Source organism: Sulfurovum sp. (assembly GCF_041562805.1).
Taxonomy (GTDB): Bacteria; Campylobacterota; Campylobacteria; order Campylobacterales; family Sulfurovaceae; genus Sulfurovum.
In genome coordinates this window covers 1-18415 of the sequence record NZ_JBFFOH010000043.1, presented here as the reverse complement: position 1 = coordinate 18415, position 18415 = coordinate 1, and the positions used below count along the sequence as shown (strand labels likewise).

The following is an 18415-nucleotide window of genomic DNA, read 5'->3' as shown; positions in this document are numbered from 1 at the left end:
TCTCGAAATAAACCCGGAGACGACGATGGTCATAAAGTCGACAATCCCGGTCGGTTATGTTAAGTCGGTACGAGAGAAGTTTGCAACTGACAACATCATCTTCTCTCCGGAGTTCCTGCGCGAGGGCAATGCCCTGCATGATAACCTCTACCCAAGCCGTATTATTGTCGGTGAGAAGAGCGACCGGGCGATGATCTTTGCAGGACTTTTGGAACGTGGCGCAATTAAAAAAGATGTGTCAGTTTTGTTTACGGACAGCACAGAAGCCGAGGCCATTAAGCTCTTCTCCAACACGTATTTGGCAATGCGTGTGGCTTACTTTAACGAGCTGGACTCGTACAGTGAAAAGTTCAATCTTAGCACCAAAGACATCATCGAAGGCGTCGGCCTAGACCCGCGCATCGGTACCCACTACAACAACCCGTCTTTCGGTTACGGCGGTTACTGTTTCCCTAAAGACACCAAGCAGCTGCGTGCCAACTTTAAAGACGTTCCAAACAACCTCATAGGGGCGATCGTCGATGCCAACGAGACAAGAAAAGAGTTCATTACTTCTCAGATCTTGGAAAAAAAACCGAAAGTCGTCGGCATTTATCGTCTCATTATGAAAACAGGTTCGGACAACTTTAGAAGCTCTGCGGTACAAGGCGTCATTAAAAAGCTGCAAGACAAAGGGGTCGAAGTCGTCATCTACGAACCGGTACTCGAGGACAATGAGTTCGAGGGACTGAAAGTTGTAAAAGACATAGACGCATTCAAACAAGTTTCAGATGTCATTGTCGCCAATAGACTTTCTGACAGTATCGTCGATGTCAAAGACAAGGTCTATACTCGCGATATTTTTGGAAGTGATAGTTAAATAATTATAAGCCCTTATTAGGAAATTAGAAATGAATAATTCAAAAATTGCAGTTATCGGTTTAGGCTATGTTGGCTTGCCGTTGGCACATGCGTTTAGTGAAAAGTATGAGGTTGTGGGTTTTGACATTGCGCAGTGGCGAATAGATGAGCTTAACAGCGGTGTTGACCGAACACTTGAACTAAATAACGAGCAGGTTAAAGAAGCTTTGGCGAGTGGTATGAAATTCACAGCTAATTTAAACGAAATTGCTGACTGTAACATTTACATTGTCACAGTTCCAACGCCGATAGACAGTTCTAACCGTCCAGACCTTACCCCGCTTGTCAAGTCTTCTGAAAGTGTTGGAAAAGTTCTTAAAAAAGATGACATTGTTATCTATGAGTCTACTGTCTACCCGGGTGTGACTGAAGAGGTTTGTGTGCCTATCTTGGAAGAGATGTCGGGGCTTAAATTTAACGAAGACTTTTTTGCTGGCTATTCTCCGGAACGAATTAATCCGGGCGATAAAGAACACACAGTGACAAAAATCCTTAAAGTTACTTCAGGGTCAACTCCTGAAATTGCTGTAAAAGTAGATGACCTGTATAAAAGTATTATTACTGCCGGTACACATCTTGCATCATCCATTAAAGTTGCAGAGGCTTCCAAGGTCATTGAGAACACTCAGAGAGATGTCAACATAGCACTTATTAATGAGCTTGCCCTTATCTTTGATACTATGGGAATTGACACGACAGAGGTTATCAATGCCGCAGCAACCAAGTGGAACTTCATTAAACTTACGCCTGGTCTTGTAGGCGGTCACTGTATTGGTGTTGACCCTTACTACTTGACCCACAAGGCACAAGAGTTAGGCTATAAACCAAACCTTATCCTTGGCGCCCGCCAGATTAACAACGGCATGAGCAAGTACATCGCAGAGCGTACCATTAAAGAGATGATCGCCCACGATAAGAAGATCAAAGGCGCAAATATTCTAATAATGGGTTTGACTTTTAAAGAAGATTGCCCTGACATTAGAAATTCTAAGGTCTTTGACATCATCAATGAATTGAAGGACTACGGCTGTAACGTTGATGCTTATGAACCGTGGATTGATGAAAAAGATATAACACAGAACAATTTTTCTTTAATCAGCGATCCTTTCAAAGGCAGTAAAAAATATGACGCAGTCATTATTGCTGTAGGGCACAAAATATTTAAAGTGCTTAAATACAGTGAATACAAAGATATTAGTACCCTAGAGCCAGTGTTGATAGATATTAAGGGCATAGTAGAAAATGCCACGTGGAGACTGTAAGTCAAAATGATATTTGGAAAGAAAATAAAGCGTATTCTACCTATTAATGAATTACGTATTTCCGATAAAAATGTTAAATCAAAATCAGTAAAGGGTGGACTGGAATTAATTATTGGTCAAATTGTTTCTTTTCTACTTCTTATTATTTCAACGATGATATTAGCTAGAATTTTGTCTCCAGAAGATTATGGGATTATAGGAATAGTAACTGCTATTACAGGGTTTTTTACTTTGTTCAAAGAATTTGGACTTACTATTTCAATAATTAAGAAAAAAATATTAACAAATTTGGAATTAATAACAGTTTTTTGGCTTTATGTTATAGTCGGTACAGTTCTTATGATTTTAATGATGATAATGTCTGTTCCTATAGCCAAGTTTTATGATGACAGCCGTTTAATAGATGTCACAATAATAATATCACTAACTTTTTTAATAGGTAGTTTTTCAATAGTGCCTTCAGCTTTACTCAAACGTACAATGCAGTTTAGAAAATTAATATATTCTCAATTGATTGCAAGCTTTTTTGGGGCTATTATGACAATTATTAGTGCATATATTGGGTTGGGATACTGGTCTTTAGTTATTAATATATTGGTAACTACATTTATTAATTCATTGTTAGTGATTTGGAGTTTTGGCTGGTTTCCAAAAATAAAGTTATATATAAATAGTATAAAGAATCATTTAGAAGTTGGCAAGAATATCACTTTATTTGATCTAGTGAATTATTTTGCAAGGAATTTAGATAACCTCATAATAGGTAAGTATTATGGATCATCAATGTTAGGTCTATATAGCAAAGCATATCAATTACTATTGTTGCCTATTCAAAAAATCAGAACTCCCATTTATAGTGTAGCTTTGCCTGCATTGGCATCTTTGAGGGAAAAACCTAAAGAGTACAATGCTTATTATCTCCAATTGGTTTCAATTCTAAATATTATTAGTCTGCTATTAATCTGTTTTTTATGGTTAAACTCATACGAAATAATTTATTTTGTGTTAGGAGAAAAATGGTTGTTATCAGCAGAATTTTTTTCTGTCTTGGCATTTGCAGCATTAATTCAACCTGTATATGGAACATTAGGCCTAGTTTTAATCACGCTAGGGAAAAGTCGAAAATATTTGCATTGGGGAATATTGAATTTTATGATTATAGCAATTGGTTTTATAGTTGGCATAAACTTTGATTTAAAAACATTTATTCTTATATATGTTATCGCCAATTATATTAGTTTCTTGATATCTGTTCCGTTTGTATTCCATGATACACCAATTAATATAGTCAATTTTTTAAAAAATATATTTGTTCCATTTACATATATATTTGGTGGTGCATATATTATTCAAAAAAATATAGATATCTTGAAGTTCAGTATGGGAGAGAATTTTGTAGTTAAAACTTCTTTATTTCTTGCTATGACTTTTTTTATTTTTATATTTTCTGCTAAACATAGAAATAACTTAGCCAAAATCAGAGAAATCCTAAAACCAAAGAAAGAAAAACATGTACATTAAAAAATTATTATTGAGCATATTTGATTTTATCTTTAATGAAAGAGTGATTTATTGGCTTGTCTCTTTTTATATTAAACATATGAAGTTAAAAATAAAAAATGCGTACGGACGATTTATAGTTAATAGAATTTCAAATAAAGGTGTTGGATGTCATATATATGGAGATGCAATTATACATGATAGTGAAAATCTACAACTAGGAGATTATGTAAGAATTGGTGGAGGAGCATTTTTATTCTGTACGGGAGGAATCTCTATTGGAGATAACACTCAAATTAGTAGAAATGTTGTGATCTATTCTGCTAATCATAATGTAAATGGTGAAAGTATTCCATATGATGATAGCTATATATGTAAAAATGTGGAAATTGGAAGATCTGTTTGGATAGGTATGAATGTTGTCATAACGCCGGGAGTATCTATTGGCGACGGTGCAATCATAGGCATGGGTACAGTCGTTTCAAAAAATGTTCCTGCCGGGGCTTTTGTTGTTGGAGCGCAACAACGTATTATTAAATATAGAAATATGGATGAATTTTATACTAAAGATAAAAAAGAACAATGGTTTGGAAAAATATATTGAATACAAAAAAAACTTTTAGAATAACAGTGGTTATTCCTTATTACAATAATGCTAATACTATTTATAGAGCATTGACCTCTGTACAAAATCAAATATATAATCCGTTGGAAATTATAATTGTAAATGATGCTTCACCTGATTGGGAAGAAGGAAAAATAATTATTGAACAGTTTACAGAACTACCAATAAAAACTTTTTCACATTCTGAAAACAAGAATGGATCAGCAGCACGCAATACGGGCATTAAAAATGTAATGGGGGATTGGATTGCATTTTTAGATGCTGATGACGAATGGACAGAAACACATTTGGAAAGTTATATCTTAATGGAACCAGATAGTGAAAAGTCCTTGTACTACTGTCGGTCACTGGTGAAATCTTCTACAATGCAATATGAACTTCCCAAAAAAGGGATAAGTCGAGAAATGCCGGTTGGAGAATACTTGTTCTGTGACAAGGAATTTATTCCAACACCCTCGATGTTCCTTTCAAAAATATTAGCTTCAAAAATAATGTTTAATGAAGAATTACGTCGCCATCAAGATTATGATTTTTTACTTCGTTTGGAACGAGATAGTGTTAATATCGTTTTTTCCACTCACTTGGGTGTGATTGTTCATTGGGAAAACAATAATACTGAAGCCAAAGGTGGAACTTATGAATATTCTTATTCCTGGGCACGGGCTAATCGAGATCTTTTTACTAAAAAATCATTTGGATGTTTTATAAACAAATTTGTAGTGTTTCCATTACTGCAAAAACGAAAAGTAGTAAAGGGATTACGTGTTTTTTTCGAAGATGGAAGAATTTTCCAAAATACTTTTAAAGAATATTACTTTCTTATGTCAATGATTTTGTTTGGAGAGATAAAATTGCCATGGAAAAGATAATTGGTACAAATAGTTTACGGTATCCTGAAATAAGAAATTTCGCGTATCCTGAAAATAAGTATGTCTATAAAGAAGAAAGAGATCTTTTTAGTACTTTGTTGAATCAGTATTTTAGGTTTAGTAAAAAGATCCACCCTGTATTGCAGTATTTGTTTCTTAGACCATGGAAATCGAATGTTTCCTTTCGACATTTTTTCAATACTATTAGTTTTAATAAAATGCCATGGGTTGTAACTTTTGAAACTACATTGCCTCGTTTAGGAAATGTTCCAAATAGTGTATATGATCTGGCAATAAATCAGCTGGTATCAGATAATTGCAAAAAGATTATTGCCTTGTCTCAATGTACCTATGATTCGCAAGCCGAATATGTAAAAAATAATTATCCACAATTTGAAAAGCTTTTAACAAAGAAAATGATTGTTTTACATCCTCCGCAAAGATCTTTGATTAATGACTATGGAGAAAAACAACTTTCAGACCATCGAATTGTTTTTACATTAATTGGGGGCGATTTTTTTCGAAAGGGCGGTAGGGAAATATTAAATGTATTCAATACACTATTGCCAATATATCCACACATGGAATTAAAAATAGTGAGTAGTATGCTATTTGGAGATTATGCATCACAGACAACTGAGGAGGACTATGTTAAGGCTATGCGTATTATCAACAAGTATCCTGAAAATATTGAACATTATTATAATCTTCCCAATGAACAAGTCCTTGAATTATTTAAAAATACACATATTGGGTTATTGCCTACATGGGGAGATACATATGGTTATTCAGTCTTAGAAGCTCAGGCCGCGGGTTGTCCTACCATTACAACAAACCTAAGAGCGTTGCCTGAAATCAATAATAATGATGTAGGCTGGATTATAGATGTTCCGAAATTAAAAAATGGAAATGGTCAGATTGAGACCCCTGCTGAACGAGATGTCTTTCAAAATGTTATTGAAAAAAGGCTCAAGGAAATTATTGTCAGTGTTATTGAAAACCCAGAAATTGTAAAAAAGAAAGGTATAGCGGCATTGCAAAGAATTAAGGATGAGCATAACATTGAGAATCATTACAGAGTCCTTCAAAAGGTTTATACAGAGATGCTCTCATGAAATTGATTTATCATGAAGGTAACAACTTTGGAGACAAACTAAACCCTCTCTTGTTTAATAAACTTCTACCCGGAGTTCTAGATAACAATGAAGATGAACTATTCCTTGGTATTGGTAGTATTCTGGGATTAAAGCAGAAATACAAGCAAAAGAAAATTGTCTTTTCTTCGGGGTATGCTGCAGATGACATTGATACTTATGGTCAAGTTCCTATAATAGATAATTCCTATGAAATACTATGTGTCAGAGGTCCCCTTACGTGTGATATTTTGAATCTTGACCAAAAATATGCAGTTGCCGATGGTGCGCTTTTAATTAATGAAATTATTCCAGACTCATTGATAAAAAAAGAAGATAATGTGATTTACATTCCTCATCACAAAAGTGAAGATATGTATGAGGGATGGGAAGAACTTTGTTTAGATGCTGGAATGAAGTATGTTAGCCCAAAATGGGAAGTTCAGGATGTGTTACGAGAGATCAAAAATGCAAAACTTGTAATAACTGAGTCAATGCATGGTGCAATTGTTGCTGACAGTATGAGGGTACCATGGATTCCTGTTAAAGCCTTTCCTTATATAAACGAATTTAAGTGGCATGATTGGGGAAAATCACTTGAAATGGATTTTCGTTTTCATAGTTTACCCTCAATACATTCCTCAAATTTTTTCAATAAAATTTTGCAGCAAAAGATAAGTATGAAGTTACCTGAATTTATCTCAAATCCTGTTTCAGGTGCTATTCATTATAAAAGAAGAAAAGAGTTTGTGTCAGGACTGAAAAAACTAAAAAACAGACATGCTCACCTGTCTGATGAAGAAGTATGGAATAACAAAGTCAGCCAACTATACGATATTCTTGAAACATTTAAAGTAAAAAAAGGCTTTATATGAAAATTTCTTTTGTAACAACAATGGCCGGTGACGCTTGGGGTGGAAGCGAAGAACTTTGGGCCGAGTTGGCGATTCTCGCATCTAAGAATAATAATGTTTTTGTTTCAATTTATGATTGGGGTACTTTACCTAATAAAATGAGTGGACTGGAAAAGAACGGTATTGTTATAGATCGAAGAAAAAGGATCTCATATTCGTCTTTTACAGGAAAGATAAAAGGTAAGATCAATCAAGTTTTATTTGCGAAAAAAGAACTGGTTGATTTTATCGCAAAATCAAATCCTGACCATGTCGTTATTAGCATGGGTGGTTTTTCCGATTTGGAAATCAATCCTCTACGTGACTTTCTTTTGATGTTAGATATTCCTTATTCACTAATTGTACATGCTAATCCAGAAACTCGTAAGATCGATAAGAAAAAACGGGCTTTAGTTAAAGAAGTGTGCTTACAAGCTGAAAATGTTTATTTTGTATCTAAGAGATTGCAACAGATTGCAGAGAGACAAATAGCCTATGCCTTTCCGAATGCAAGAATAGTCGCTAATCCTGTTAATATGAAAGAGACAGGAGTTTTGCCATGGCGAGATAGTGACACTATGGAAATGGCGTTAGTTGGTCGACTCGATGTTAGTATTAAAGGGCAGGCTTTGTTATTACAAATTCTGTCACAAGATAAATGGCGAGAACGTCCATTCCGATTAAATTTATATGGTGAAGGTCCAGATAAAGATATTATTGAAGAACTGATAGCGTTTTATGGTTTAGAAGACAAAGTATTTTTACATGGTCATGTTAATGATATTCGTCAGGATATTTGGACAACAAACCATATTCTGCTCATGCCCTCTTATTATGAAGGCCTTCCTTTAGCTCTTGTAGAAGCTATGATGTCAGGTCGTACAGCAGTGGCAACGGATGTTGGGGGAAATGCTGAGTTAATAACAGATGAAATAGATGGGTTTATTGCAGAGGGTGCAACCTATTTCTCATTTGATAAAGCACTTGAACATGCTTGGGATAAACAAGAAGAGTGGAATAAAATGGGGCAAAATGCTTTTGTAAAAGCAAACAAATATTTTGAAAAATATGATTATAAAACAGTATTTTCCAAGGTTATTAGAAATGAGGAGTATTAATTGAAAGACAAACTGACTATAGACATTATTGTTCCAACGTATAACCGTCCAGAAGACATAAAACGGTTTATAGAAGAGATCCAAAAACAAACATACGCTTTTTATAAAATTTATATCATAGATGATTGTGGAACTGAAAAAATTGATCATCTAGTGCCTACAAATAATCCTGCATTTTCTTTTGAAAGTCTAAAAGAAAATAAAGGCCAAGCATACGCTAGAAATTTTGCTTTAGCGAAAGGGTCAGGTGACATTGTTATTTTTATGGATGATGATGCATGGTTTTTGGAACCTGATGCATTGGAGCTTGTGGCCCATTATTTTGAAGAGGATAAATCGACAATGGGCTGTTTGATGTTTGACGTTCTAGAACCAAATACAAAGTGGCTAAGTGAATTAAAAAACTTAAAAGACGAACAGGAACTTGGTGAGTTTATTGCATGCGGATGTGCTTTTAAAAGATCAACAATTGAAAAGCTCGAAGGATTTTCTGGGTTTTTACATTCTGCAGCTGAAGAAACTGACCTGTCTTTACGGCTTATAAAAAACAATGAACTGATATTGTTTGGTGAAAAAGTGAAAATTTTTCATAATTATTTACCAAAAGAACGCAGTATTGCATGGTTGAAACAATTTAAACATAATATTGTCAGAAACGATTTGTTGATTGTATTGATGTTATTTCCAAGTATATATATATTGCCTTATTTCGCTGGTAAGTTTGTTTCCCATGTCCGTTATAATTTTAAAAATGATAAAAGATATTTTATTACTAATATTCAAGCTGTAAAAGCATTGTTTTCTGTGCTTATTTTGATACCTACGGTTTTAAAAAAAAGAAATGCTGTTTCAGTTGAACAGTTTAAATATTGGAAGAAAGTTAGGTTTTGAATAAAGAAATATTGTATATTCCAATTTTAAATACATTACGGGGTGTAGCAGCACTTGCAGTCGTTTTGTTCCATTTTATTTTTGCGTCCGGTTATATTAATGATAGTGTATTACGTAGTATTTTTAATTATGGCGAATTAGGGGTCACAGTTTTTTTTGTAATTTCTGGAATAGTTATTCCGCTTACAATGATTAACAGTGAGTACCAAATAAAAGATTTTTATTCTTTTTTTAAAAAAAGAATAATACGAGTAGAAATACCATTTTTTGCTTCTATAATTTTAAGTATTTCATATTTAATCGTACGAGAATTTATACCTTCTACTACGGGACAAAGTCTGTTCCCGAGTTTAGAACTGATAATCTATAATATTTTTTATTTAGTACCGTTTGTAGACGGTGCTAAATGGATTAATCCAGTATATTGGACCTTGGCTATCGAATTTCAATACTATTTAGCTTTATCTGCTTTAATGCCATTGCTAATACAGAAAAAAGCTTCTTTTCGTATTTTTTTCTACTTATTGGTAACAGGTAGTTCCGTTTTTGTCCCGATTCAATTATTTCTTTGGGCACCAATATTTATGGCGGGAATTGTATATATTTTATTTATAAAAGAGATCATAAATAAAACTGAATTTATTACAGTGCTTATAATTTGCACTATCATGATTTTTTTACACCATAGTATAGATATACTTCTCACAGTGATTGTTACTCTTTTTATTGTGCATATATTCACAAACTATAATCCGAAAGTAGGAAGTTTTTTTGGAGAGATATCATATTCTTTATACCTAATACATATAATTATTGGTACATCTTTCATTAATTTAATGTCTCATTTTTTTACAGATCCATATCAGAAATGCATTGTCTTAATTATGAGCCTGTTTATCAGTATATTCAGTGCTTATATTTTTAATCTCTATATTGAAAAACCATCAAAAAAGTTATCTTCAAAAGTTAAATATAGTAAAGAATATACAGGATCATAAATGCAAAAGCATAAAATAGTAATTTTATTTTCACGATTGTCAGACTATATGATTAATGTTTTAGATCACTGGGTTAAAACATCGAATGTAGAGCTTCATGTTATTCGAAAAGAAGTTGACCAAAAAGAAGCACCCTTTGAGTTCAAAAATGAGTATGCTGGAATATTTCTTTATGATCGGGAAACATTTTCTTTTGAGACTATGTTTGAAAAAGTACAAAATATTAATCCTGACATGATCCTTTGTTCGGGATGGTCCGACAAAGAGTATCTCAAAGTCGTGTCTTATTACAGTGGTAAGATCCCAACTGTGATGAGTATGGACAATCAGTGGAACGGCTCTATAAAACAAAAAATAGCTACATTGGTAAGCCCCTTTACTCTAAAAAAGAAATTTTCACATATTTGGGTGCCCGGTGAACCGCAAGTGGTTTACGCTAAAAAACTTGGGTTTACAGATGAACAAATATTTAAAGGTTTCTATGTTGCCAACAGTGATAATTTTTCAGTCAACATAATTAATCCCGAACGTAAGTTTATAAAACGCTTTATCTATGTGGGTCGGTATGTAGATGTTAAGGGTATTAAAGATCTTTGGCAGGCATTCATAGAGTTACAGAATGAAAATCCAAATGAGTGGGAATTAATCTGTATAGGGACAGGCCCATTGTACGAAGAAAAAGCTGAACACCCAAAAATAAAGCACGTTGGGTTTGTCCAGCCAAAAGACTTAAAAGACTATATGGCTGAAGGTGGCGTATTTGTTCTACCTAGTCATTTTGAACCATGGGGCGTTGTGGTCCACGAGTTTGCTTTAGCCGGTTTTCCTATGTTCGTTTCAGATGCTGTAGGAGCAGCGACACAGTTTGTGCATGACAATAAAAACGGTTATGTATTCAAAAGAGGGGATTCTTTGAATTTAAAAGAAAAGTTAGCGAGTATGATGCTCTCTAATGAAGACACACTGAAAACAATGGGCGAGTACAGTTTCAATATGTCAAAGACAATCAATAAAGAAAATTGGATTAAAACAGCCAACAAACTGTTGATTGAAATGAAAAAATATAATGAATTAAAAACATGATGAAAAATATTCCCAAAGAATCTTTTTTTGTATTCTTAGCATTAATGTTAATGCTAATACCTTTCTTTACATATATCGTACATTTTTTTGTACTGTATTTGATTGTATCTAAAGGGAAAGAATGGTTTTTTAAAGGCTTGTTTTTTATCTTTTTGATGAGGTTTGAAAACCCTATCTTTCATCCTGTAGAGGTCAATTTTTCACTTTTAACAGTGCTGACTATATTTATAATAATGTTATTTAAGTATGTGAAAATAAAGAAAATAACATTTAGTAAGTTAGAAAGAAAGTTTTATATTTTAATTGTATTAATACTTGCGGCAGCTTTTTTAGGAAGCATGCTCTTGACATTGTCTGTAGTACGGTTGTTGTTATTTAGCATAGTGGTTTTTACAGTTTTTCGAAGTGTAGAATTAGCAAAAGAATACGACTTTCTCTCTTTCCTAAACAACTTTACAATACTCTTTGTATTAATCTCTTTTCCATTGATCTTCCTCTCATATGGATATCCAAGAGACCTTTATGCTGGAATAACAAATCATTCGCAATCTTTAGGGGTGATCTTTGTACCTATTTATATTATCTACTTCATCCAATATTTGAGTAAAAAAATAATTCATACAAATTTTCATCGCATAATATTGGTGTTAGGTGCAATTGAAATAGTGTTGTCAGGTTCACGGACCGCCGTTGTTTCAGTAGTTGGGGTAATTGTACTTTTCTATATTGTTAATTTTTTCGTTGCCAGAAAAAGTTCAAAAAAGGAGCTGTTTTATCAAAGTATTTTTGTTGTGGCAATGTTAATAGTTCTCATCAATTTTACAGAAGACATTAACTCTAAGGTACAAAGTTTTGTATTGAAATCCTCGCAACAGTCTGGAAGTAAACTTATGGAAACGGTACCAGAACGTATCTTTCTGGCAAAAGCATCAATCAACAATTTTATAAGTTATCCATATACAGGCATAGGCTTTGGTGTGCAAATTGATTATTGGGATCCGGCCGAAGCAGATGTCGCAAATATTAAATATCTTCCAGGAACAAACATAATGTATAGTAAACCTTTGGAGAAAGGAAACCTGTATCTAAGTGTCTTCGAAGAGACAGGTCTTATAGCAGGATTGTACTTTCTGCTTCTATTGTTATATCTGTTGATACAGTTAATAAAATCTGGAGATCTAGCGGTCTTGATGTCATATATTGGCATATTGATTATTTTTAATGGAGAAGCAACACTATTTGCACCGGCAGGTATGGGAAACTATCAACTTCTTTTACTAGCGATATTTTTCCAGGTAGCTATGAGAAAAAGGAAGACGGTAAATGAGAGTCTTATAAAAAAGAAGAGTTTCAGATGAAAATACTGGTAGTAGTTCCTTCATTTTTCCCAGCGACAGTTTACGGTGGTCCTATTTTTTCAACATTACACACTTGTCAGGAACTTGCCAAGCTCGAAAATATAAATGTAAATGTCAGTACGACCAATGCAAACATGACGTCCAAACTCGATGTAAAAACAGATGAATGGGAAAAGCTCGATGAGCACTTTTTTGTTAAGTACTACAACGAGACTAAAATAAATGTACTCTCGTTGTCTTTGCTTTTTAATGTTTGGAAAGATATACGAAACTCCGATGTGGTGCATGCCCAATATATGTTTAGTACCCCGACCCCGATAGCCTTGTTCTATGCGAAAGTATTTAGCAAGCCCATTCTCTTGTCGCCTAGAGGTGCCTTGTGTAAATGGTGTTTAGAACAGGGAAGTAGGTTTAAGAAGCTGTGGCTTGGGTTACTCATAAGACCATTCGTTAAGAGCTTGTATTGGCATGCTACAGCACAACAAGAGAAAGATGAGATCCTTGCCCAGTTTCCTAATGCACAAGTAGAGATCATCCCTAATGGCATTGAGTTCGATGTGTTTCAGACCTATAATAGAGTAACAAGTAAAGAATTTTGTAAAACCTATGCACAGCAGGCAACAGATATAGACGGGGAGAAGATCATTGTCTCTATGGGACGATTGCAAAAGAAAAAGGGATTCGACATTCTCATCGATGCTTTTGCTAAGATAATGCCAGACTACCCAACAGCAAAACTGTTTATTGCGGGTCAGGACGAAAAAGAGGGTGGAAATCTTACGAGGCAGATAGCCGGTCTTGGTCTGGAACAACAGGTGTTTTTAGTCGGTGAGATTCAGGGACAAGATAAAATTGACTTCCTTGCCAATGCCGACCTTTTTGTCTTGCCGTCACACAATGAGAACTTTGGGAATGTCTATGTGGAAAGTCTGGCAGCCGGTACACCGATTGTTGCGAGTACAGGTACGCCATGGTCAGAAGTCGAAGATACTAATTGTGGCAAGTGGGTTAACAACAGTGTCGAAGAGACGGCACAAGCGATGCTTGAGATGCTTGGTAAAGATAGAGAGCAGATGCGAGAAAATGCTAAACGACTTGCCAAAAAATACGACTGGAAAAATATAGCGATTGAATTTAAAAAACTGTTTGAAAAGATGACCCATGAATAAAGTCCAATTAAATCAATACAACAACAAAGCGTACAAACCGGGAAGTACCCTCAAAAAGACGCTTTGGTATTTTACCAACATGTTCTTTTTTAAAACGCTGCTGCCGTTTCCGTCTAGTCTTAAAGTTGCACTGTTAAAAGCGTTCGGAGCAAAGGTGGGGCAGAGGGTTGTTGTTAAGCCCGATGTCAACGTTAAGTACCCGTGGTTTTTGACGATCGGTGACGATTGCTGGGTTGGTGAGGGCGTCTGGATTGACAATCTTGCTGAGGTCACCATAGGTGACAATGTGGTGCTCTCTCAGGGGGCCTACCTTTTGACAGGCAGTCATGACTATACAACAGTGGCGTTTGACCTTATTTTGGGTAAAATTACCCTCGAAGAAGGCGTTTGGATAGGGGCTAAGGCGACTGTTTGCCCCGGCGTCACCTGTCACAGTCACAGTGTTCTTGCAGTCGGTTCGACCGCGACACAGGACCTTGAACCTTACACCGTTTACCAGGGCAACCCCGCAGTTGCAAAGCGTAAACGACTTATTGGCGATACACAATAAAACGCAGAACAGTCATTTTTTGACCCATTAGTCACCTATTAAGGTGATATTTTGAAATATATTTTGTAGTATAATGTTGAAATTAGTGATTGCATTTCTGTTTATGGCATAGCCCTTACTCGGTACAATCGAATTATTTAACGTTAGAAAAGAGAAGTTATGAAAATATCAGTCATTACCTCCGTGTATAACAACCATGGGACGATCGCAGAAGCGATAGAATCAGTGTTGTCGCAGACCTATGACAATATAGAGTACATTGTCGTCGACGGGGCCTCTACAGACGGTACGGTGGAGGTTATCCAAAAGTATGCGGGAAAGATCGCGGCCTTTGTCTCTGAAGTAGACAAAGGCATTTATGACGGTCTAAACAAAGGCATTGCCCTGGCAACAGGCGATGTCGTCGGGTTTTTACACTCTGACGACCTTTTCGAAAACGAACACGTCGTTGCGAAGATTGCCGAAACCTTTAAGAGTGACGATGTCGACTCGGTTTACGGCGACCTTCTCTATGTCAAAAAAGAGGACACCACCCAGGTCGTGCGCTACTGGAAAAGCTGCTCATTCGCCTTGAACAAGCTCCAAAACGGCTGGATGCCGCCGCACCCGACCTTTTATGTTAAACGCGACGTCTATGAGAAGTTCGGTTGCTTCGACACCAGTTTCAAGATCGCAGCGGACTACGACTCTATTCTGCGCTTTTTGGGCAAAGAAGGCATCAGTACTACTTACATCCCCGAAGTGTTGGTCAAGATGCGCGTCGGCGGGGCAAGCAACAAAAGTATTCGCAACATTTTGACGAAGACCAAAGAGGACATCCGCGCCATGGACAACAACTGCGTCGGCAACAGCATCAGCCTGCTTCTTAAAAACCTTTCGAAAATCCCTCAATTCTTTACACGCAAGCAAATCGTCTAGCGACTTGCCTGGCCCGCTAAGTTCCACGCCGAAGCACCAAAGCCTTCATCCACGGATTAAAGAGCAGCTTTCAAAAGAACAATCCTCATAATCTGTTTAATCTGTTGCCAGAAAGAAAAAGAGTAAGAGCAAGAGCGTCGTCCACGAATTCCACGAAAGAGCACGAATTAGAGCGTAGAGTATATGAAGTAGAAAATTTATGTAACGAGTTATCAGAGACATTTTTAAAACTATTCGTGTTAATTAGTGGATAAAAGTTGACAGTTTAATGCATGGAAAGCATTTAAAACTTTATTGTATAAAAAACTAATCCTGCTAATCCCCGGAATCCGTGGGCAAAAGAAAGAAAAGAGCATCAGCCCACGGATTAGTGGGATTTATGGGATTAAAGAGCAAGAGCAGTTTTCATCAGATCTCAGAAGATATTGAGCTAACTATTTCGTGTTAATTAGTGTAATTCGTGGATAAGAGCCAACAGTTCAATGCATGGAAAGCATTTAATACTTTATTGTATAAAAAACTAATCCTGCTAATCCCCGGAATCCGTGGGCAAAAGAAAGAAAAGAGCATCAGCCCACGGATTAGTGAGATTTCTAGGATTCAAGAGCAAGAGCAGTCTTCAGAAAAATAATCCATATAATCTGTTGCCAGAAAGAAAAAGAGTAAGAGCACCGTCCACGAATTACACGAATGTCCACGAATTTGAGAGTAAGGTAAATGGAGCAGAAAAATTAATTCTACGAGTCAACAGAGATTCTTTTAAAATATTTCGTGTTAATTAGTGCCATTCGTGGATGAACAATAGACAGTGTTTGACCCGTTCTAAAGTGGGCTCATGCCATAATGGTGCCAATTGAAACAGGTAGGTGCATAGAGTATGATCTTAGTAACGGGCGGAGCAGGGTACATCGGTTCGCACACCTGCGTGCTGTTAATAGAAGCCGGGTACGAAGTGGTGGTGTTCGACAACTTTTCCAACTCCTCGAAAGAGAGCCTTCGACGGGTCGAAAAGATCGTCGGCAAGAGCATCCCTTTTGTCGAAGGCGACATCCGCTCGGCGGAGGACATGGAGAAGGTCTTTAGCAGCTACGACATCTCGGCCGTCATCCACTTTGCCGGCCTCAAGGCCGTCGGCGAGTCGGTCGAGCAGCCTCTGCGCTACTACGACAACAACATCCATGGCACACTGGTACTCTGCGAGGTCATGCAAAAGCACGGCTGTAAAAACATTGTCTTCAGCTCTTCCGCCACCGTCTACGGCGACCCGCACACCACCCCGATAACCGAGGACTTTCCGCTCAGCGCTACCAACCCCTACGGCAAGACGAAGCTCTTCGTCGAAGAGATCCTGCGGGACCTCTCCTTTTCGGACGAGGCGTGGAGCATCGCTCTGCTGCGCTATTTCAACCCCGTCGGTGCGCACGAGTCGGGCACCATTGGCGAAGACCCCAACGGCATTCCCAACAACCTCATGCCTTTCATTGCCCAGACCGCCGTCGGTAAACGCGACTGCCTCAGCATCTTCGGCGGCGACTACGACACCCACGACGGCACGGGGGTCCGCGACTACATCCACGTCGTGGACCTCGCCAGCGGCCACCTCAAAGCCCTGGAGTACCTGACAAAGCACAAAGGGATACTCACCGTCAACCTCGGCACCGGCAACGGCTACTCGGTGCTCGACATGGTCAAAGCTTTCGAGAAGGCCTCCGGCAAAAAAGTCCCCTACAAGATCGTAGAGCGCCGCACCGGCGATGTGGCCAAATGCTTCGCCGACCCCTCCTACGCTAAAAAAGTCCTCGGCTGGGAAGCCAAAAAGTCTGTCGAGCAGATGTGCGAAGACAGCTGGCGATGGCAGTCCCAAAACCCCAACGGGTATAAGTAATCCGTCCTACGGATTTGTGCTGCGTAAAAGAGCAAGAACATCGTCATCTTATTACTCCAATTCTCACGAATTATCAGGACTCATATTCATAAAAATAATTTGTTCAATTAGTGTAATTTGATGATCAAAAAGAGAAAAGAGCGAGGGTCATCTAATTACTCCAATTTTCACGAATAAAGAGCAAATAGCTTGTAAAATAGAAAGCTTGATATAAACTCAAAGAAGTCGATAGAAACTTCATAAAAACAATTCGTTCAATTAGTGTAATTCGATGATCAAAAAGAGAAAAGAGTGAGAGTCATCTTATTACTCCAATTTACACGAATAAAGAACAAAGAGCTTGTAAAATAGAAAGCATGATATAAACTCAAAGAAGTCGATAGAGACTTCATAAAAACAATTCGTTCAATTAGTGTAATTCGATGATCAAAAAGAGAAAAGAGCGAGGGTCATCTAATTGCCCAAATTTTCACGAATAAAGAGCAAATAGCTTGTAAAATAGAAAACTGGACTAAAAACTGAAAGGAGTCGATTTAGACTCCTTAAATAATTCGTTTAATTAGTGCCATTCGATGATAAGAGCCAACCGCTCAATGCATGGAAAGCACTAAATGCTTTATCGTATAAAAAGAAAATAATTGTTGATAAATTAAAAACGATATATGGAGTTTGAAAATATTGTTTGGATGGTTTGTTTAGGGATGGTGCTTCGTACTGGACTCGAACCAGTGACTTTTACCTTGTCGAGGTAACACTCTACCAACTGAGTTAACGAAGCATTGTTGGTTTGAAGACGGGAATATTACACCAGTCTTACTTAAATATATTTTATAAAGCCGAAAAAAAGAGCGACTTAGAGAGTGATTTTACTCTTTTTTGTGCAAAACCTTGGTTTTAGGTTATAAATAAGCAGCCAAAGAACCGCAAAATCGATCATGACGTCGGCAAAATTAAAGATCGCAAAGTCAAACCCGCAGTGCCAGTAGACGTAGTCAACGACACCGCCGTGGACGAAACGGTCGTAGATGTTGGAGAGCCCTGCACCGATAAGGATTCCAGAAGGAACCATATAACAGAGTTTTTTAAGTCTTATGACATAAACAAGTACCCCGGCGATGAGTAGAAGCTGGAGCCATTTAAGGTACTCGTCCAAAAACGAGAACATGGAAAAAGCGACGCCGTAGTTAAAGATGAGCCGCATGTTGACACAGGCCGTCTCATAGATGTCAAAAGCGTGGCCGTAGAGCTCGTCTTGCGGCAGCG

At 37.0% G+C, this 18415-nt stretch carries 17 protein-coding genes and 1 tRNA gene; 16 read left to right on the top strand and 2 right to left on the bottom strand.

Going from position 1 to position 18415, the window contains the following annotated elements; translation table 11 throughout:
- The 16 genes from ABYK33_RS07195 to galE all read left to right on the top strand — a co-directional run.
- A partial coding sequence (locus ABYK33_RS07195) for a nucleotide sugar dehydrogenase (protein ID WP_373032381.1) occupies nt 1-859 on the top strand: 859 nt, incomplete at its 5' end.
- 31 nt (nt 860-890) lie between these two features.
- Nucleotides 891-2162 (top strand): nucleotide sugar dehydrogenase, encoded by a 1272-nt coding sequence (locus ABYK33_RS07190; protein ID WP_373032379.1) that lies wholly within the window; start codon nt 891-893, stop codon nt 2160-2162.
- Between the two features lie 6 nt (nt 2163-2168).
- The gene (locus tag ABYK33_RS07185; RefSeq protein WP_373032378.1) at nt 2169-3683 is read left to right on the top strand and encodes a lipopolysaccharide biosynthesis protein; all 1515 of its coding nucleotides are present in this window, start codon (nt 2169-2171) and stop codon (nt 3681-3683) included.
- The gene (locus ABYK33_RS07180) at nt 3673-4266 is read left to right on the top strand and encodes a DapH/DapD/GlmU-related protein (protein WP_373032377.1); all 594 of its coding nucleotides are present in this window, start codon (nt 3673-3675) and stop codon (nt 4264-4266) included. Before ABYK33_RS07185 ends, ABYK33_RS07180 begins: the two co-directional genes overlap by 11 nt.
- Complete coding sequence (locus ABYK33_RS07175; protein WP_373032376.1) at nt 4263-5156, top strand: glycosyltransferase family 2 protein; 894 nt, start codon at nt 4263-4265, stop codon at nt 5154-5156. Before ABYK33_RS07180 ends, ABYK33_RS07175 begins: the two co-directional genes overlap by 4 nt.
- Nucleotides 5144-6271 carry a glycosyltransferase family 4 protein gene (locus ABYK33_RS07170; RefSeq protein ID WP_373032375.1) on the top strand — a complete coding sequence of 376 codons (1128 nt, stop codon included), beginning with the start codon at nt 5144-5146 and terminating at the stop codon, nt 6269-6271. The genes ABYK33_RS07175 and ABYK33_RS07170 overlap by 13 nt, the downstream gene beginning before the upstream one ends.
- Nucleotides 6268-7164, top strand: coding sequence for a polysaccharide pyruvyl transferase family protein (locus ABYK33_RS07165; RefSeq protein ID WP_373032374.1), 897 nt, complete (start codon nt 6268-6270; stop codon nt 7162-7164). Before ABYK33_RS07170 ends, ABYK33_RS07165 begins: the two co-directional genes overlap by 4 nt.
- Nucleotides 7161-8300: a glycosyltransferase gene (locus tag ABYK33_RS07160; protein ID WP_373032373.1), complete on the top strand. Its 1140-nt coding sequence runs from the start codon at nt 7161-7163 to the stop codon at nt 8298-8300. Before ABYK33_RS07165 ends, ABYK33_RS07160 begins: the two co-directional genes overlap by 4 nt.
- Nucleotides 8301-9191 carry a glycosyltransferase family 2 protein gene (locus ABYK33_RS07155; protein ID WP_373032372.1) on the top strand — a complete coding sequence of 297 codons (891 nt, stop codon included), beginning with the start codon at nt 8301-8303 and terminating at the stop codon, nt 9189-9191.
- Nucleotides 9188-10189 (top strand): acyltransferase family protein, encoded by a 1002-nt coding sequence (locus tag ABYK33_RS07150; protein ID WP_373032371.1) that lies wholly within the window; start codon nt 9188-9190, stop codon nt 10187-10189. The genes ABYK33_RS07155 and ABYK33_RS07150 overlap by 4 nt, the downstream gene beginning before the upstream one ends.
- Nucleotides 10190-11272: a glycosyltransferase family 4 protein gene (locus tag ABYK33_RS07145; protein ID WP_373032370.1), complete on the top strand. Its 1083-nt coding sequence runs from the start codon at nt 10190-10192 to the stop codon at nt 11270-11272. It begins immediately after the preceding gene.
- Nucleotides 11269-12630: an O-antigen ligase family protein gene (locus tag ABYK33_RS07140; protein ID WP_373032369.1), complete on the top strand. Its 1362-nt coding sequence runs from the start codon at nt 11269-11271 to the stop codon at nt 12628-12630. Before ABYK33_RS07145 ends, ABYK33_RS07140 begins: the two co-directional genes overlap by 4 nt.
- A complete protein-coding gene (locus tag ABYK33_RS07135) occupies nt 12627-13799 on the top strand; it encodes a glycosyltransferase (protein WP_373032368.1) in 1173 nt (390 codons plus the stop codon). The genes ABYK33_RS07140 and ABYK33_RS07135 overlap by 4 nt, the downstream gene beginning before the upstream one ends.
- Complete coding sequence (locus ABYK33_RS07130; RefSeq protein WP_373032367.1) at nt 13792-14349, top strand: WcaF family extracellular polysaccharide biosynthesis acetyltransferase; 558 nt, start codon at nt 13792-13794, stop codon at nt 14347-14349. Before ABYK33_RS07135 ends, ABYK33_RS07130 begins: the two co-directional genes overlap by 8 nt.
- A 159-nt stretch (nt 14350-14508) precedes the next feature.
- Nucleotides 14509-15267, top strand: coding sequence for a glycosyltransferase family 2 protein (locus ABYK33_RS07125; RefSeq protein WP_373032366.1), 759 nt, complete (start codon nt 14509-14511; stop codon nt 15265-15267).
- Between the two features lie 877 nt (nt 15268-16144).
- Nucleotides 16145-17152, top strand: coding sequence for a UDP-glucose 4-epimerase GalE (gene galE, locus ABYK33_RS07120; RefSeq protein WP_373032365.1), 1008 nt, complete (start codon nt 16145-16147; stop codon nt 17150-17152).
- A 702-nt stretch (nt 17153-17854) separates the two neighbouring features.
- On the opposite strand, the gene ABYK33_RS07115 is transcribed toward galE, so the two are convergent.
- Together ABYK33_RS07115 and lspA are read right to left on the bottom strand one after the other, a co-directional pair.
- Nucleotides 17855-17930: transfer RNA gene (locus ABYK33_RS07115), tRNA-Val, on the bottom strand.
- Between the two features lie 75 nt (nt 17931-18005).
- Nucleotides 18006-18413, bottom strand: coding sequence for a signal peptidase II (gene lspA / locus ABYK33_RS07110; protein ID WP_373032364.1), 408 nt, complete (start codon nt 18411-18413; stop codon nt 18006-18008).
- Nucleotides 18414-18415 lie beyond the last annotated feature (2 nt).